This is a genomic window from Agrobacterium sp. OT33 (assembly GCF_017313365.1).
GTDB classification, from domain to species: Bacteria; Pseudomonadota; Alphaproteobacteria; order Rhizobiales; family Rhizobiaceae; genus Agrobacterium; species Agrobacterium rhizogenes_A.
Map to the genome: position 1 here is coordinate 111,976 of NZ_JAFLMZ010000002.1, position 15,062 is coordinate 127,037.

At 60.7% G+C, this 15,062-nt stretch carries 15 protein-coding genes; 8 read left to right on the forward strand and 7 right to left on the reverse strand.

Annotated features, from left to right (window positions below; all coding sequences use genetic code 11):
• Positions 1–30: 30 nt before the first annotated feature.
• From glmS to JZX88_RS04585, 3 genes are read left to right on the forward strand one after another with little or no spacing between them, the layout of a single operon-like run.
• Complete coding sequence (gene glmS, locus JZX88_RS04575; RefSeq protein WP_206912710.1) at positions 31–1,857, forward strand: glutamine--fructose-6-phosphate transaminase (isomerizing); 1,827 nt, start codon at positions 31–33, stop codon at positions 1,855–1,857.
• Positions 1,854–2,357 (forward strand): GNAT family N-acetyltransferase, encoded by a 504-nt coding sequence (locus JZX88_RS04580; protein WP_206912713.1) that lies wholly within the window; start codon positions 1,854–1,856, stop codon positions 2,355–2,357. Before glmS ends, JZX88_RS04580 begins: the two co-directional genes overlap by 4 nt.
• Before the next feature lie 13 nt (positions 2,358–2,370).
• A complete protein-coding gene (locus JZX88_RS04585) occupies positions 2,371–3,039 on the forward strand; it encodes a DUF502 domain-containing protein (protein ID WP_065115901.1) in 669 nt (222 codons plus the stop codon).
• 1 nt (position 3,040) lies between these two features.
• On the opposite strand, the gene JZX88_RS04590 is transcribed toward JZX88_RS04585, so the two are convergent.
• Positions 3,041–3,424, reverse strand: a complete 384-nt coding sequence (locus JZX88_RS04590; RefSeq protein WP_206912715.1) for a type II toxin-antitoxin system VapC family toxin — start codon at positions 3,422–3,424, stop codon at positions 3,041–3,043.
• Positions 3,421–3,678 carry a type II toxin-antitoxin system Phd/YefM family antitoxin gene (locus JZX88_RS04595; protein WP_206912719.1) on the reverse strand — a complete coding sequence of 86 codons (258 nt, stop codon included), beginning with the start codon at positions 3,676–3,678 and terminating at the stop codon, positions 3,421–3,423. Before JZX88_RS04595 ends, JZX88_RS04590 begins: the two co-directional genes overlap by 4 nt.
• 132 nt (positions 3,679–3,810) lie before the next feature.
• On the opposite strand from JZX88_RS04595, the gene JZX88_RS04600 reads away from it, so the two are divergent.
• Both JZX88_RS04600 and JZX88_RS04605 read left to right on the forward strand, forming a co-directional pair.
• A complete protein-coding gene (locus JZX88_RS04600) occupies positions 3,811–4,056 on the forward strand; it encodes a CopG family ribbon-helix-helix protein (protein ID WP_206912722.1) in 246 nt (81 codons plus the stop codon).
• On the forward strand, positions 4,053–4,343 hold the full coding sequence (locus JZX88_RS04605; protein ID WP_206912725.1) for a type II toxin-antitoxin system RelE/ParE family toxin: 291 nt from the start codon (positions 4,053–4,055) through the stop codon (positions 4,341–4,343). The genes JZX88_RS04600 and JZX88_RS04605 overlap by 4 nt, the downstream gene beginning before the upstream one ends.
• 23 nt (positions 4,344–4,366) lie before the next feature.
• On the opposite strand, the gene JZX88_RS04610 is transcribed toward JZX88_RS04605, so the two are convergent.
• Positions 4,367–4,639 carry a hypothetical protein gene (locus JZX88_RS04610; protein ID WP_206912731.1) on the reverse strand — a complete coding sequence of 91 codons (273 nt, stop codon included), beginning with the start codon at positions 4,637–4,639 and terminating at the stop codon, positions 4,367–4,369.
• Positions 4,640–4,651: 12 nt separating this feature from the next.
• Positions 4,652–6,757: an ATP-dependent DNA helicase RecG gene (gene recG, locus JZX88_RS04615; protein WP_206912732.1), complete on the reverse strand. Its 2,106-nt coding sequence runs from the start codon at positions 6,755–6,757 to the stop codon at positions 4,652–4,654.
• 189 nt (positions 6,758–6,946) lie between these two features.
• Here recG and JZX88_RS04620 point away from each other — a divergent pair, with 189 nt between their 5' ends.
• The 3 genes from JZX88_RS04620 (at position 6,947) to JZX88_RS04630 (ending at position 11,438) form a co-directional block, all read left to right on the forward strand.
• The gene (locus JZX88_RS04620) at positions 6,947–7,258 is read left to right on the forward strand and encodes a succinate dehydrogenase assembly factor 2 (protein ID WP_065115898.1); all 312 of its coding nucleotides are present in this window, start codon (positions 6,947–6,949) and stop codon (positions 7,256–7,258) included.
• Positions 7,259–7,262: 4 nt separating this feature from the next.
• Positions 7,263–10,760, forward strand: coding sequence for a transcription-repair coupling factor (gene mfd / locus JZX88_RS04625; protein WP_206912733.1), 3,498 nt, complete (start codon positions 7,263–7,265; stop codon positions 10,758–10,760).
• Positions 10,761–11,099: 339 nt separating this feature from the next.
• Positions 11,100–11,438: a hypothetical protein gene (locus JZX88_RS04630; RefSeq protein WP_142859243.1), complete on the forward strand. Its 339-nt coding sequence runs from the start codon at positions 11,100–11,102 to the stop codon at positions 11,436–11,438.
• Between the two features lie 48 nt (positions 11,439–11,486).
• Here the strand turns inward: JZX88_RS04630 and JZX88_RS04635 are convergent, their stop codons facing one another.
• Genes JZX88_RS04635 through JZX88_RS04645 form a run of 3 tightly spaced genes read right to left on the reverse strand, consistent with a single transcriptional unit; the run spans position 11,487 to position 15,041 of the window.
• A complete protein-coding gene (locus JZX88_RS04635; RefSeq protein ID WP_065115895.1) occupies positions 11,487–12,428 on the reverse strand; it encodes a DMT family transporter in 942 nt (313 codons plus the stop codon).
• 52 nt (positions 12,429–12,480) lie between these two features.
• Positions 12,481–13,149, reverse strand: coding sequence for a DsbA family oxidoreductase (locus tag JZX88_RS04640; RefSeq protein WP_206912734.1), 669 nt, complete (start codon positions 13,147–13,149; stop codon positions 12,481–12,483).
• 44 nt (positions 13,150–13,193) lie between these two features.
• The gene (locus JZX88_RS04645) at positions 13,194–15,041 is read right to left on the reverse strand and encodes an extracellular solute-binding protein (RefSeq protein ID WP_206912735.1); all 1,848 of its coding nucleotides are present in this window, start codon (positions 15,039–15,041) and stop codon (positions 13,194–13,196) included.
• Positions 15,042–15,062 lie beyond the last annotated feature (21 nt).

A 15,062-nucleotide genomic window follows, 5' to 3' on the forward strand; every position in this document is an offset into this window, starting at 1 on the left:
CGGTGAAAAGATCGCCGTCTGGAGAAATATATGTGCGGAATTGTCGGAATTGTCGGAAATCAGCCTGTTGCTGAACGGCTTGTCGATGCGCTGAAGCGTCTCGAATATCGCGGTTACGATTCGGCTGGTGTCGCCACCATCGACAATGGCGCGATGGATCGCCGCCGGGCTGAAGGCAAGCTGTTCAATCTGGAGAAGCTGGTTTCGGAAAAGCCGCTGCCGGGCGTCGTCGGCATTGCGCATACGCGCTGGGCCACACATGGCGTGCCGAACGAGACCAATGCCCACCCGCATTTCGTTGAAGGTGTTGCCGTCGTCCACAACGGCATTATCGAGAACTTTGCCGAACTGCGCGAAGAACTGACCGCCGAGGGTGCGACCTTCACCACCCAGACCGACACCGAAGTGGTGGCGCAGCTTCTGGCGAAATATACCCGCGAGGGCCTTGGCCATCGCGAAGCGATGCTGAAGATGCTGAACCGCGTTACCGGCGCCTATGCGCTGGTCGTCATGTTCCAGGATGATCCCGGCACGCTGCTTTCGGCGCGCTCCGGCCCGCCGCTTGCCGTCGGTTATGGCCGTGGTGAGATGTTCCTCGGTTCGGACGCCATCGCGCTGTCGCCCTTCACCAACGAGATCACCTATCTGGTGGATGGCGACTGCGCCATCGTGACCCGGCAGGGTGCGGAAATCATCAATTTCTCCGGCAAGCCGGTGAAGCGCGAGCGGCAGATTTCGCAGGCGACGGCCTATGTGGTCGACAAGGGCAATCACCGCCACTTCATGGAAAAGGAAATCTACGAGCAGCCGGAAGTCATTTCCCATGCGCTCAGCCACTACGTGGATTTCGCCTCCAGGACAGTGAAGGATGCTGACGGGGCCATCGATTTCTCGAAGCTCTCCGGCCTTGCCATTTCCGCCTGCGGCACGGCCTATCTGTCCGGCCTGATCGGCAAATACTGGTTCGAGCGTTATGCGCGCCTGCCGGTGGAAATCGATGTCGCGTCGGAATTCCGCTACCGCGAAATGCCGCTTCAACCGTCGCAGGCGGCGCTCTTCATTTCACAATCGGGCGAGACTGCCGATACGCTGGCATCGCTGCGTTATTGCAAGGACGAAGGGCTGAAGATCGGCGCCATCGTCAATGTGCGGGAATCGACCATCGCGCGTGAATCGGACGCCATTTTCCCGATCCTCGCCGGCCCGGAAATCGGTGTCGCCTCCACCAAGGCCTTCACCTGCCAGCTGGCGGTGCTCGCTTCGCTCGCCATTGCCGCCGGCAAGGCGCGCGGCACGCTGAAGCCCGGTCAGGAAAAGGAACTCGTGCAGCATCTGATCGAGATGCCGCGTATCATGAGCAAGGTGCTGAACGTCATCCAGCCGCAGATTGAGGCGCTTTCGCGCGATCTGTCGCGCTTCAAGGATGTGCTCTATCTCGGCCGGGGCACCAGCTTCCCGCTGGCGCTGGAAGGTGCTTTGAAGCTCAAGGAAATTTCCTATATCCACGCCGAAGGTTATGCCGCCGGCGAGCTGAAGCACGGCCCGATCGCGCTGATCGACGAGAACATGCCTGTTATCGTCATTGCGCCGCATGACCGCTTCTTCGAAAAGACCGTATCGAACATGCAGGAAGTCGCCGCGCGTGGCGGCAGGATCATCTTCATCACCGACGAGAAGGGGGCTGCCGCCTCCACGCTCGACACGATGGCGACGATCACGCTGCCCAATGTCGACGAGCTGATCGCGCCCGTCGTCTTCTCGTTGCCGATCCAGCTGCTCGCCTATCACACCGCCGTCTTCATGGGTACGGATGTGGACCAACCGCGCAATCTGGCGAAATCGGTGACGGTGGAATGATCGTCCGACCGGAGCGGCAGGGCGATGAAGAGGCGATCGGAGCGCTGACGGAAGCGGCGTTCCGGGACATGCCCTTCAGTGACCAGACGGAACATCTGATCGTCGACAGGCTGCGCAAGGCAGGTGCGCTCACCATTTCTCTGGTGGCGGAGGAGGCCGGGGACATCGTTGGCCATGTCGCCTTTTCGCCGGCCACGATTTCCGGCGCGGAAGGCCGCTGGTTCGCGCTCGGGCCGATTTCGGTTTCTCCCGAAAGGCAAAGTCAGGGCATCGGGTCGCAGCTGGTGCATGAGGGACTTGCAATGCTGGAACGGCTCGGGGCTGCCGGCTGCGTTCTGGCCGGCAGTCCTGCCTATTACGGCCGGTTCGGATTCGAGCGTTTCGATGGCCTGCATAGTAAAGGCATTCCTGACAAATATTTGTTGGCCTTGCGCTTGCATGGTGGAACTCCATCCGGCATTGTCGGTTTTCATCCGGGTTTCGATAGCGACAACGCTTAATTCCGAACGGTAAATGACCGATATTCCAGTAAAAATCTCCTTCGCAGCCCGTCTGCGCAACAGCTTCCTCACGGGTGTCCTGATCCTTGCGCCCGTCACCATCACCATGTGGCTGGTGTGGAGTTTCCTGCAATGGGCGGATAGCTGGGTGAAACCCTATATCCCCGCCCGTTACGATCCCGAGCAATATTTCGATGTGGCTATCCCCGGTTTCGGCCTGCTGATCGCCGTCATCGGCATCACGCTCATCGGTTTTCTCGGCAACAACCTGATCGGCAAGTGGATCGTCGGTTTCGGTGAATCCATCCTCAACCGCATGCCGCTGGTGCGGCCGATCTACAAGAGCATCAAGCAGCTGTTCGAATCCGTCCTCAAGGAGCATTCGAACTCCTTCAAGAAGGTCGGCCTGATCGAGTTTCCTTCATCTGGTACCTGGGCGATGGTGTTCGTCGCCTCCGACGCCAAGGGCGAGCTTGCCCATCGTTTCAATGAAATGGGCCAGCAGATGGTCGCCGTTTTCCTGCCCCCGACACCGGTGCCGACGGCCGGTTTCCTGCTGTTCGTGCCGAAAGACAAGATCGTGATGCTGGACATGACGCCGGAAGATGCGGCGAAACTGCTGATATCCGGTGGTCTGGTGGCGCCCGATTTCACGCCGCCGAAGATGATCGCGCCGGTTTGAGCTAGATAACGCCGAGGATGTCCGTCTGCGAAAAGTCGTTGCCGACATAAAGCAAGGGGCAACCCTCGGTTTTCGCCAACTCGTAGGCAAAACAGTCGCCGAAATTCATTCCGGCGGGATGAGTGCCCTTGCCCCAGATGCGGTACGCTTCGGAAACGCCATGCGCCGATTTTGGGGTGACGGGTCTGATTTCGGCGCTCGGACCTTCGATCAGCATCTCTAACTCCCGGCTGCGGTCGTACCGCTGCGCCACGATCATGGTTTCCGCAAGCGTACCGGCTGAAATGAGTAGAGGTTCATCCGTTTCGAGCGCTGCGGCGCAGGCATCCGCTTTGGGTTCATCAAGCAGGATCGCCATCAGAGCCGACGTATCGATAACGATCATTTCGGAAGGCCGTCTTCGTCATAGAGAAAATCCTGATTATGTTCGGCATCCGGGCCATGATCGGCTTTGTTGGCGACAGTCGCGCGCACTTTTGCGAGCGCGGCTCTACGGGATATTTTATCCGCCACGGCAGTGACCGGAACCAGACGTACGGCTGCGTGGCCATGGCGGGTGAGAATGATTTCATCCCCTGCCTCGGCACGACGCACCAATTCTGTAAGCTGGCCCTTTCCGTCAGTTACGGATATCTGCATGGCGATTTCCCGAATTATCTCTCAATTTTCAAAATAGTCCATTTAATGGACCGTATCAATACGACGGGTTCTGAACCTTGACGAACCAATGTGGTTCACTAATAATCATAGTGAACCAAGGAGGTTGCGATCATGACCACATTCACGGTGCGTTTGCCGGACGAGGTTACCGACAAGCTCGATCAGCTTGCTGAGAAGCTTGAACGCTCACGGTCCTACATGGCGGCGCGGGCGATTGAGGACTATGTTGCCCGTGAGGAGTGGCAGCTAGCCGAGATCGAGGCCGGTTTGGCGGAAGCGGATCGCGGCGAGTTTGGCACACCCGAAGATCTCGCAAACATTGTCGGAAAATACGTCAAGTCTGCCCGGCCGTCATGAGTGACCGGCGAATTCGTTGGACCTTACGGGCGCTGCGACGGCTCGATGAAATTGGTGTGCATATCGAAAAGGATAATCCAGCGGCTGCGGCCCGGGTGATTTCCCGCATTGTTTCAGCGGTTAATATATTGGTGGAACAGCCAGCCATGGGGCGCGTCGGACGCATCAGAGGAACACGGGAAGCTGTGCTTCCCGACATTTCCTACATCATTGCCTATCGCGTGGGCGGGGATATCGAAATTTTGACGATCATCCACACATCGCAGCGGTGGCCTTCGGCGCTTTAGCCAACAGTCTCCGGATTTCATAGTCAATCCTCGTCATCCAGATCATCCACTTCCGTGCCGGTGGTCGTGGCGTGGAATACGGGAACGAAAAGCCGCATATAGACCAGCCGCACGCTCCAGCCTTCTTCCATCGCCTGGCTCCACGCCTTCTTGCGGCCGGGCTTCTTGAACGCCTTGTCGATCGCCTTTTTTTCGCTCTTCGCGAATGTCTCCGGTTGCAGGATATTCTGCGGCGAACAGAGCGCGTAGCCCTTGCGGAAGGCGGGTGGCGGGCGGCGCGGGTCGATCATGTTCATGGGTGTTCACTTTCAGCCGGCGTGCAGGAAGCGGATCGCTTCGTCGCGGCGGTGCAGATAGAGCAGGGTGCGCAGCGCATTGCCGCGTGGGCCTGTCAGTTCGGGGTCGCGCTCGATCACGTAGGCTGCATCCTTGCGGGCGATTTCCAGAAGGTCGGCATGGGCCTCGAGGCTGGCGATGCGGAAGCCCGGCGTGCCCGATTGCCGGGTGCCGAGCAGCTCGCCTTCGCCACGCAGCTTTAAATCCTCCTCGGCGATCAGGAAGCCATCCTCGCTGTCGCGCAGGATGGAGAGCCGGGCGCGACCGTTTTCGCTGAGCGGGCCTTTATAGAGCAGGATGCAGGTGGAGGCCTCGTCGCCGCGCCCCACGCGGCCGCGCAGCTGGTGCAGCTGGGCAAGGCCGAAACGTTCGGCGTGTTCGATGACCATGATTGTCGCGTCAGGCACATCGACGCCGACTTCCACCACTGTTGTCGCCACCAGCAGCCGGGTTTCGCCGTTCTTGAAGGCCAGCATGGCGGCGTCCTTCTCCGGGCCGCTCATGCGGCCATGGATGAGGCCGATATTCGCGCCGAGCATCTGGGAGAGAACCGCGTGGCGTTCCTCCGCCGACATCAGGTCGGATTCTTCCGTCTCCTCCACCAGCGGGCAGATCCAGTAGGCCTTCTTGCCATCTTTGAGCGCGGCACGCAGCCGCTCGACAATATCGCCGATCCGCTCCGTGGGGATCGTCACCGTCTGGATGGGTTTGCGGCCAGCGGGCTTTTCGGTGAGCTTGGAAACATCCATGTCGCCGAAGGCGGCCAGAACCAGCGTGCGCGGAATGGGTGTGGCGGTCATGACCAGCATGTGTGGCGTGATGCCCTTGGCGGTGAGGCGTAGACGCTGGTGCACGCCGAAACGGTGCTGTTCGTCCACCACCGCAAGCACGAGGTTTTTGTAACTCACGCTGTCCTGAAACAGCGCATGGGTGCCGATGACGATCTGCGCTTCGCCTGATGCGACGCGCTCCTCGATCTCGCGGCGCTCCTTGCCCTTGGTGCGGCCGGTCAGGACCTCGACGGTGATGCCCGCTGCTTGAGCGAGTTTGGAGATGGTGGCGTAGTGCTGGCGGGCGAGGATTTCGGTCGGGGCCATCAGCACCGCCTGTCCGCCGGCCTCCACCGCCGTTGCCATGGCCATCAGCGCCACCAATGTCTTTCCGGCGCCGACATCGCCCTGCAGCAGCCGCAACATGCGGTCTTCACCGGCCATGTCGGTCAGGATATCCTTCACCGCAGCGCTCTGGCTTGCCGTCAGCGAGAAGGGCAGCTGCGACAGGATCTTGGCGGCGATATCGCCTTTGGCGCGGATCGGCTGGCCCGCCACCTTGCGCAACCGCTGGCGCACCAGCGCCAGTGACAGCTGTCCGGCAAGGAATTCGTCATAAGCCAGCCTCCTGCGCGCCGGGGCTTGCGGCTCGATATCGGCGCTGTCGCGCGGGTCGTGCAATTCGCGGAAGCTTGAGGCGACATCGCCGAAGCCCTGCCTCGTCTTCAGTGTCTCGTCGATCCATTCGGGAAAGACCGGCAGCTTTGAAAGCCCGCCTTCGATTGCCTTGCGCAGCACCTTGGCAGACAGCCCGGCGGTCATGGGATAAACGGCTTCCACCAAAGGTAGGTTTTCCGCCTCTGATAACTTCACCATGAAATCCGGATGCACCATGGAGGCGCGACCGTTGAACCAGTCCACCTTGCCGCTGACAAGAACCTCCTCATCCACAGGCAGGGCCTTGGACAGCCAGTCGCCCTTGGCGCGGAAGAAGGTCAGCGCCAGTTCACCGGTCTCGTCATGCAGGAAGACGCGATAGGGCGCGTTGCGGTTTCCCGGCGGTGGCGGCTGGTGGCGGTCGACGCGTCCCTGAATGGTGACAATGGCTCCGGGGGCCGCCAGCGCAATGCCGGGGCGGTTGCGGCGGTCGATGACGTTGGATGGCGCGTGGAACAGGAGATCGATCACGCGGGTGTCGTCGGCGCTTTCCCGGCTCAAGAGCTTGGCCAGAAGATCGGCGAGCTTCGGCCCCACACCGGCAAGGGTGGAGACGGAGGCAAACAGCGGATCGAGAATGGCCGGGCGCATGGGTCAGCAAAATCGGGGAAGGGGGCGGCTTATGCAAGACTTCACTGGCCACAAAGGCGGGTTATCACCGGCAGATTTTCACTACTGCGGCATTATTTCGATAAAAACCGGTTCCCAAGCGTTCGCCTCCTGTTCTATAGGAGGTCGCAGTCAACATCCTGTTGAATAGCCAACCGAAAGGTGAATGCGATGACTGGACTGGTGCGCACGAGTGCCGACCTCGATCCGAGACGCCGGCGGATTCTTTACCGCTGCTGGCATCGGGGCATTCGCGAGATGGATCTGGTGCTCGGGCAATTTGCGGAAGACAATATTGCCGGGCTTTCCGACGATCAGCTGGATGAGCTTGAGATCATCATGGCGGAAGAGGATAACGACCTCGTCAAGATGGTGACCGGCGCGCTTGCCATACCGGAAAAATTCCAGACCCCGCTGTTTGAAAAGATCGCCTCCTACCGTCCCGATTTCGATCTCGTCACCACAGACACCCTGAAAGCCTGAGAATATGATAGCCGGATTCGATGCAAAGCTGGTGTCGTCGGCCGATACGCCGCTGACCATCGGAAACGTGCCTTCCGGCATGGAAGCCCTTTTGCTTGCCGATATGGCGCGGGCGGGCACGTCGGTCGCTTACGTGATGTCGGATGGCCAGCGGGTCGCTGATCTTGAACAGATCCTCGGTTTCGTCGCGCCTGACATTCCGGTGATGACGCTGCCGGCCTGGGACTGCCTTCCCTATGACCGCGTGTCACCGAGCGCCGATACCTCGGCGCGCCGGCTGGCGGCCCTTTCCGGTCTCATCGCCCATGCGAAGAAACCGCATCCGGCCATCGTGCTGGTCACCGTCAACGCCATGCTGCAGAAGATGGCGCCGCGCGACATTATCGAGAGCCTCGGCTTTTCTGCCAAACCCGGCAACCAGATCCGCATGGAGGAGATTGCCGCGCGGCTGGAGCGCAACGGTTTCGACCGGGTGGCGACGGTGCGCGAAGTGGGTGAATTCGCCGTGCGCGGCGGTATTCTCGATGTCTTCGTGCCGGGCACGGAAGAGCCGGTGCGGCTCGATTTCTTCGGCGATACGCTGGAGAGCATCCGCACCTTCGATCCGGCCAGCCAGCGTACCATCGGACAGGCGCGCTCGCTCGATCTGAATCCGATGAGCGAAGTGACGCTGACGCCGGACACGATCAGCCGTTTCCGCAAGAATTACCTGTCGCTGTTCGGTGCGGCGACGCGCGACGATGCGCTTTATCAGGCCGTCTCCGAAGGTCGCCGTTATGCCGGCATGGAGCACTGGCTGCCGCTGTTTTACGAGCAGCTGGAAACTGCCTTCGATTATCTGAAGGGCTTCCGCATCGTCACCGACCATACGGCGCGGGAGGCGGCGAAAGAACGCTCCAAGCTCGTGCTCGATTATTACGATGCGCGCCGCAGCTCCGGCGAAACCAAGGGCTCGACGCAGGGCGCGCCCTATAAGCCGGTTTCGCCCGGCCAGCTTTATCTCGACGGCAAGAGTTTCGATGCCGCACTGGCTGCCGTCAATGCGGTACGCCTGACGCCTTTCAACGAGCAGGACAGCGAAGGCCGCCCAGTCGCCACGCTTGACGCCCATGTCGGGCCGCGCTGGGCGCGCCCGCCAACCGAGGGCGAGAGCGAAGAACGGGTCAATGTTTTCGATCTGGCGGTGAAGCACATTGCCGAGCGCCGCGCCAAGGGCTGGAAGGTGCTGATAACAGGCTGGTCGGAAGGTTCGCTCGACCGGCTGTTGCAGGTGCTGAACGAGCACGGGCTTGAGAAGATCAAGCCGGTTACTTCGCTGAAAGAGGTGGAGAAGCTTGGCAAGGGTGAGGCGGCCTCGGCGGTTCTGAGCCTTGAGGCGGGTTTCGAAACCGGGACGCTGGCCGTTATCGGCGAGCAGGATATTCTCGGCGACCGCATGGTGCGCCGCTCCAAGCGTCGCAAGCGCGGCGCGGATTTCATCTCGGAAGTGGCGGGGCTGGATGAGGGCTCGCTGGTCGTCCATGCCGAACATGGCATCGGCCGCTTCGTCGGCCTGCGGACAATCGAGGCGGCGGGTGCGCCGCGGGCCTGTCTGGAACTGCATTATGCCGACGACGCCAAGCTGTTCCTGCCGGTTGAAAACATCGATCTTCTGTCCCGTTACGGCTCGGATGCGGCGGAAGCGCAGCTGGACAAGCTGGGCGGCGGCGCATGGCAGATGCGCAAGGCCAAGCTCAAGAAACGCCTGCTGGACATGGCCGACGAGCTTATCCGCATCGCAGCCGCGCGCCTGGTGCGCCACGCGCCGGTGCTGACGGCGCCGGATGGGCTTTACGACGAATTCGCCGCCCGTTTCCCCTATGATGAGACGGAAGATCAGCTGAACGCGATTGAGTCCATTCGCGAAGATCTCGGTGCCGGCCGGCCGATGGATCGACTGATCTGCGGCGATGTCGGTTTCGGCAAGACGGAAGTGGCGCTCCGCGCCGCGTTCCTCGCGGCCATGAATGGCGTGCAGGTGGCGGTGGTGGTGCCAACCACGCTGCTTTCCCGCCAGCATTTCCGCACCTTCTCGGAACGTTTCCGTGGGTTGCCCATCCGGGTGCAGCAGGCTTCGCGACTTGTCGGCTCCAAGGAACTGACGCTGACGAAAAAGGAAGTGGCTGACGGCAAGACGGATATCGTCGTCGGCACCCATGCGCTGCTCGGCGCGGGCATCAGCTTCGCCAATCTCGGCCTGCTGATCATCGATGAAGAGCAGCATTTCGGCGTGAAGCACAAGGAGCGGCTAAAGGAGCTGAAAAGCGACGTGCATGTGCTGACGCTCTCTGCGACGCCCATTCCGCGTACCTTGCAGCTGGCCATGACCGGTGTTCGCGAACTGTCGCTCATCACCACGCCGCCGGTGGACCGCATGGCGGTTCGCACCTTCATTTCGCCGTTTGATCCGCTGGTGATCCGCGAAACGCTGATGCGCGAACATTATCGCGGTGGCCAGAGCTTCTATGTCTGCCCGCGTCTTGCCGATCTCGCAGATATCCACGCTTTCCTGCAATCGGACGTGCCGGAACTGAAGGTGGCGGTGGCGCATGGCCAGATGCCGGCGGGCGAACTCGAAGACATCATGAATGCCTTCTACGACGGCAAATATGATGTGCTGCTGTCGACCACCATCGTCGAATCCGGTCTTGATGTGCCGACTGCCAATACGCTGATCGTGCACCGCGCCGATATGTTCGGCCTTGCCCAGCTTTATCAGCTGCGCGGTCGTGTCGGCCGTTCCAAGGTGCGCGCCTTCGCGCTCTTCACCCTGCCGGTCAACAAGGTGCTGACGACGATGGCGGAGCGGCGGCTGAAGGTGCTGCAATCGCTCGACACACTCGGCGCCGGCTTCCAGCTTGCAAGCCACGATCTTGATATTCGCGGCGCGGGCAATCTGCTTGGTGAGGAGCAGTCCGGCCATATCAAGGAAGTCGGTTTCGAGCTTTACCAGCAGATGCTGGAAGAGGCGGTTGCCGAAGTGAAGGGCGACGAGCAGGTGCAGGATAGCGGCTGGTCGCCGCAAATCTCTGTCGGCACCTCTGTCATGATCCCGGAAGATTACGTTCCCGATCTGCATCTGCGCATGGGTCTATACCGCCGCCTCGGCGAGCTTGCCGATATCAGCGAGATCGATGGTTTCGGCGCGGAAATGATCGACCGTTTCGGCCCGCTGCCGAAAGAGGTGCAGCATCTCCTCAAGATCGTCTACATCAAGTCGCTCTGCCGCATCGCCAATGTCGAGAAGGTGGATGCCGGGCCGAAAGGCGTGGTTGTGCAGTTCCGCAACAAGGAATTCCCCAATCCGGCAGCGCTTGTCGCCTATATCGGCAAGCAGGGCACGATGGCGAAGATCCGGCCCGACCACAGCCTGTTTTTGACCCGCGATCTGCCGACGCCGGAAAAACGGCTGACGGGTGCGGCGATGATCATGACGCAGCTGGCGGAACTGGCGCGTTCCTAGATGTGAACTTTTGGGGAGCATTTACGGCAGGCCGGGGCGCGTGGGGCTTACCCCCCTCTGCCCTGCCGGGCAGAGGGGGGTAAGCCCCACACGCCTTCGGCCCGCTGCCAACAAACAACCTCCCGAAAGCCAAAACCTAAAGCACTCCCGGACGAACGAAAATGGAAGGGCCCGACATCCATCTGCTTTACCGGGCCTCCCGGCCCCGCGGCTCTGCAAACATTACCGGGATGTAATGAAACGGACATGCGCCGGTAGCTTCGGCGGGCGTAGTCTTGTTTTCATCTCCTGCACTGCGCCCAATATGACGCGCGGGCGGGAAGACGAAGGAGCAAGACGATGTGGACCAACATGAACAGGTTCGTCTCCGCAGGTCTGGTTGCTTTGACAATTGCGGGCACCACAATTGCCACCACCAGCCAGGCGGAAGCGCGCAACCACTTCGGACACGGGCATGGTGGCGGCGGCATTGCCGCAGGTATCGCCGGCGCAATTATCGGTGGCGCTATCGTCGCCGGGGCGCGGCATTCCTATGGCGGCCCTTATTATGGCGAACCCTTTTACGGTCCGCCGGTTTACGGCCCTCCGGTAATCTATCAGCCGGCATATCCGCGCTGCCACGTCGTCTGGCGGCAGAATGCCTGGGGCGACATGTATCGCGCACGGGTCTGCGACTGAGCCCTCCGCTGCCAGCAGCGAAAATAGCGATGGAGGAACGCGCCGGGACTAAATGGGTCGCGGCGCGTCTTCCGGCGTGATGCCGACAGCGACGTTCTGGTCGGTCGCGGCAATTGACGCCGGCATCGGCACTTTTCGCTGCTTTTCACGAATGAGCGTCAAAAGGCCGGAGCCGACGATGAGGGCGATGCCGACCAGCATCCAGCTATCAATATGGTCGCCGAAGATCAGGTAACCGAAGAAGATGGCCCAGAGCATCTGGCTATATTGCGTCGGTCCGATCATCGCTGCCGGGGCATAACGGGCGGCATACATGACGAGCACGTTGCCGACCGCGGCGAACAGGCCGTAACCGGCCAGAAGCAGCCATTGCCCGCCGTTTGGCGGAACGAAGGTGGGGATCATGGCCAGGCCGCTGATCGCCAGACAGCCCAGCACGCCGGCGCCATAAAGCGACACATTCTTTTCGGATGGCCCCATGGCGCGGAAGATGACGATGGATAGCGCGCCGCTCAAGCCACCGAGGATCGCGCCGAGATGGCCAATGCCCAGCTCGCGGAAACCCGGTCTGAGAATGATCAGCACACCGACGAAGCCGATGATGACCGCAGACCAGCGCTTGATGCCGACCTGTTCCTTCAGGAAGACAACCGACATGATGGTGACGAAGGAGGGGAGCAGGAAGATCAGCGCGAAGGCTTCGGCCATGGAGAGATGCGTGAAGGCGGTGACGCTGCCGACCGCGCCGATGCCGGAGGCGAAGAAGCGGATGAGCCAGAGAGGACGGTTCGTCGTCTTGACGACATCCGCCCAGCGGTCGTTGCGCTTGCGGATGAAGGGCAGGGCGATGAGGCCGAACAGGGCGCCGAAGAAGGCCGATTCGATCGGTGAAATCTGGCCTTCTATGAGTTTAACGCTCGCGTCGCTCCATGCGTAGGCAGCGAAGGCGGCAAAGGCAAGCAGAATGCCTTTCAGGGTCTGGTCCGACACGGGAAAACACCAACAGTTTATCGGTTAGGGTAAGCTGCCGGTGGTTCGACCGTCAGTTCATCGACTTATGCTCGTCCGCCTTGATTTTTGCAATATCCCGCAGTGCAGCAATCAATACATCGGGCGTTTGTGCGCCGCTGATGGCGTATTTATGGTCGATGATGAAAAACGGCACGCCGGCGACGCCCATTTGCTGCGCCGCATCAATTTCGGCGACAACCGTATCCTTGTCCGCGTCTGATGCCAGAAGCCGCGCCACCACCTTGGCGTCCATACCGGCCTTTTCGGCTATATCGATCAGCACGGCGTGATCGCCGATGTTACGGCCTTCCTCGAAATTGGCCTTGAACAGGGCGGTGACGACCTTTTCCTGGATGTCGCGGCCTTCGGAATGGGCCCAGAGCGAAAGGCGGTGTGCATCGAGTGTGTTCGGACCGATCTTGATGGCATCGAAATCATAGTGAATGCCGACTTCCCGTCCGAGCTGCACCAGCGTGACATGCGCCTGTTCCAGCCGCTCCTTGCCGAGCTTTTCCTCAAGGGCGGCCTTCTGGTCGACGCCCTCGGGCGGATAATCCGGGTTGAGGCGGTAGGGACGCCAGTTCACGTCGACGCTGATTTCGTCCTGCACCTCGGCAATGGCGAGATCGAGCCTTGCCTTGCCGAGATAACACCATGGGCAGACCATATCCGATACGACGTCGATAACGATGCGTTCCATGGTTTTATCTTCCCTTTTCTCTGCCGGGGATGGGTGCGGTGCGGTTATTGCGCCCGCGCATCCCACCAAGTCTGTTTCTGATTGCCTGATATCGGGGTGATATCCGGGCGGTCGATATATTTCCAGCGCGCGATCCATTGTGCGCCGATGTAATAGAGCGGAATGACATAGTGCCCGGCTACCAGCAGGCGATCATAGCCGCGCACGGCCGCCTGAAAATCCTCCGTCGAGCGCGCCTGCAGCAACGCCTCGATCATGCGGTCTATATCGGGATTGGCGGCGCCCGCATAGTTGAAGCTGCCCTGCGCATCGCGTGAGAGCGAACTCCAGCGGTTGAGCTGCTCCATTCCCGGCGAAAGCGAGGAGGGCAGGGAGCGGATGATCATGTCGTAATCGAAGCTGTTCGAGCGGGCCTGATATTGCCCGTCATCGACAGAACGGATGCCCATGGCGACGCCGATGAGGTTGAGGGAGCGCTGATAGGCAAGCGCGATGCGCTCCTGCGCCGGGTTCTGCGTCATGATTTCGAAGGCAAGCTGACGGCCGTTTACATCGGACATCCTGCCGTTCTTGATGCTGTAGCCAGCTTCTTTCAGCTTGTCGACGGCCATTTTCAGAACCTTGCGGTCCGCGCCGCTGCCGTCGGTGGTCGGCATGGCATAGGTTCCTGCCAGAAGTTCCGGCGGCATGGTTTTTGCCGCATCGCCGAGCAGCGCAAGCTCGCGGGAATCGGCCGCATTGCCGAAGGCGCCAAGCGGCGAATTCTGCCAGTAGCTCTGCGTGCGCTTGAAGGCGCCACCGAGGATATTGCGGTTCATCCACTCGAAATCGAGCGCATAGGACAGGCCCTCGCGCACCTTTTCATCGGCGAAGACGGCGCGGCGGGTGTTGAACACCAGGCCGAACATGCCGGACGGCAGGCGTGGCTGGAAGACGTCCTTGACGATATCGCCGCGATGGACGGCTGGGAAATTATAGGCCTGTCCCCAATGGGAAGTGTCTGAGGTGCCGTTGATGGCGTCGCCTTCGGGGTAAATGTCGATATCGCCCTTCTTGAAGGCCTCGAACATGGTGGTGACCTGAAGGAAATAGGTGACGCTGATCTCGTCGTAATTGTCGAATCCGACCTTGCCGGGAATGTCCTTGCCCCAATAGTCCGGGTTCCGCTCCCAGATGATTCGCTCGCCCGGCCGCAGGGTCTTGATTCGGTATGGACCCGATCCGACAACCGCGCCGAGGCCCGCCTGCTCGAATTTTTCCGGATCGATCGCATGTTTCGGCAAAATCGGCGTGGCGGAGGCAAGAATAAGCGGCGTTTCGCGGTTTGCCTTGTCATTGAAGGTGAAGCGGACGCCGTGATCGCCGATTTTTTCCAGCTTCGCCACGCCGTCCAGACGGCTGTTGAAAGGCGGGCGGCCTTTCTCCTTCAGGAGGTTGAAAGTGAAGATCACGTCGTCGGGCGTCACCGGCTGGCCGTCCGACCATTTCGCCTTCGGATTGATGTTGAACTGGATGAAGCTGCGTTCCTCGTCCCACTCGGCGGTTTCGGCGAGCAGACCGTAGAGACTGAAGGGTTCGTCGGTGGAGCGCTGCATCAGCGGTTCGTAGAGCAGGTTGCCGAATTCCGGGTCCCAGACGCCGCGCGCGGTGGTGCGCATTCCCTTGAGAACGAAGGGATTGAGGCTGTCGAAGGTGCCGACGACGCCATAGGAGATGCGGCCGCCTTTTTTCACGTCCGGATTGACATAGGGGAAATGCCGGAAGTCTGCCGGCAGCGCCGGCGTGCCGTGCATGGAAATGCCGTGAAGCGGCTGCGCCATGGCGGTCCCGGCGGGAAGCAGGGATGATCCCAGAAGGAACAATGCGGGGATGAGGGCCGCAAGGTTGCGCATGTCACTATCCTGTCTCAACGG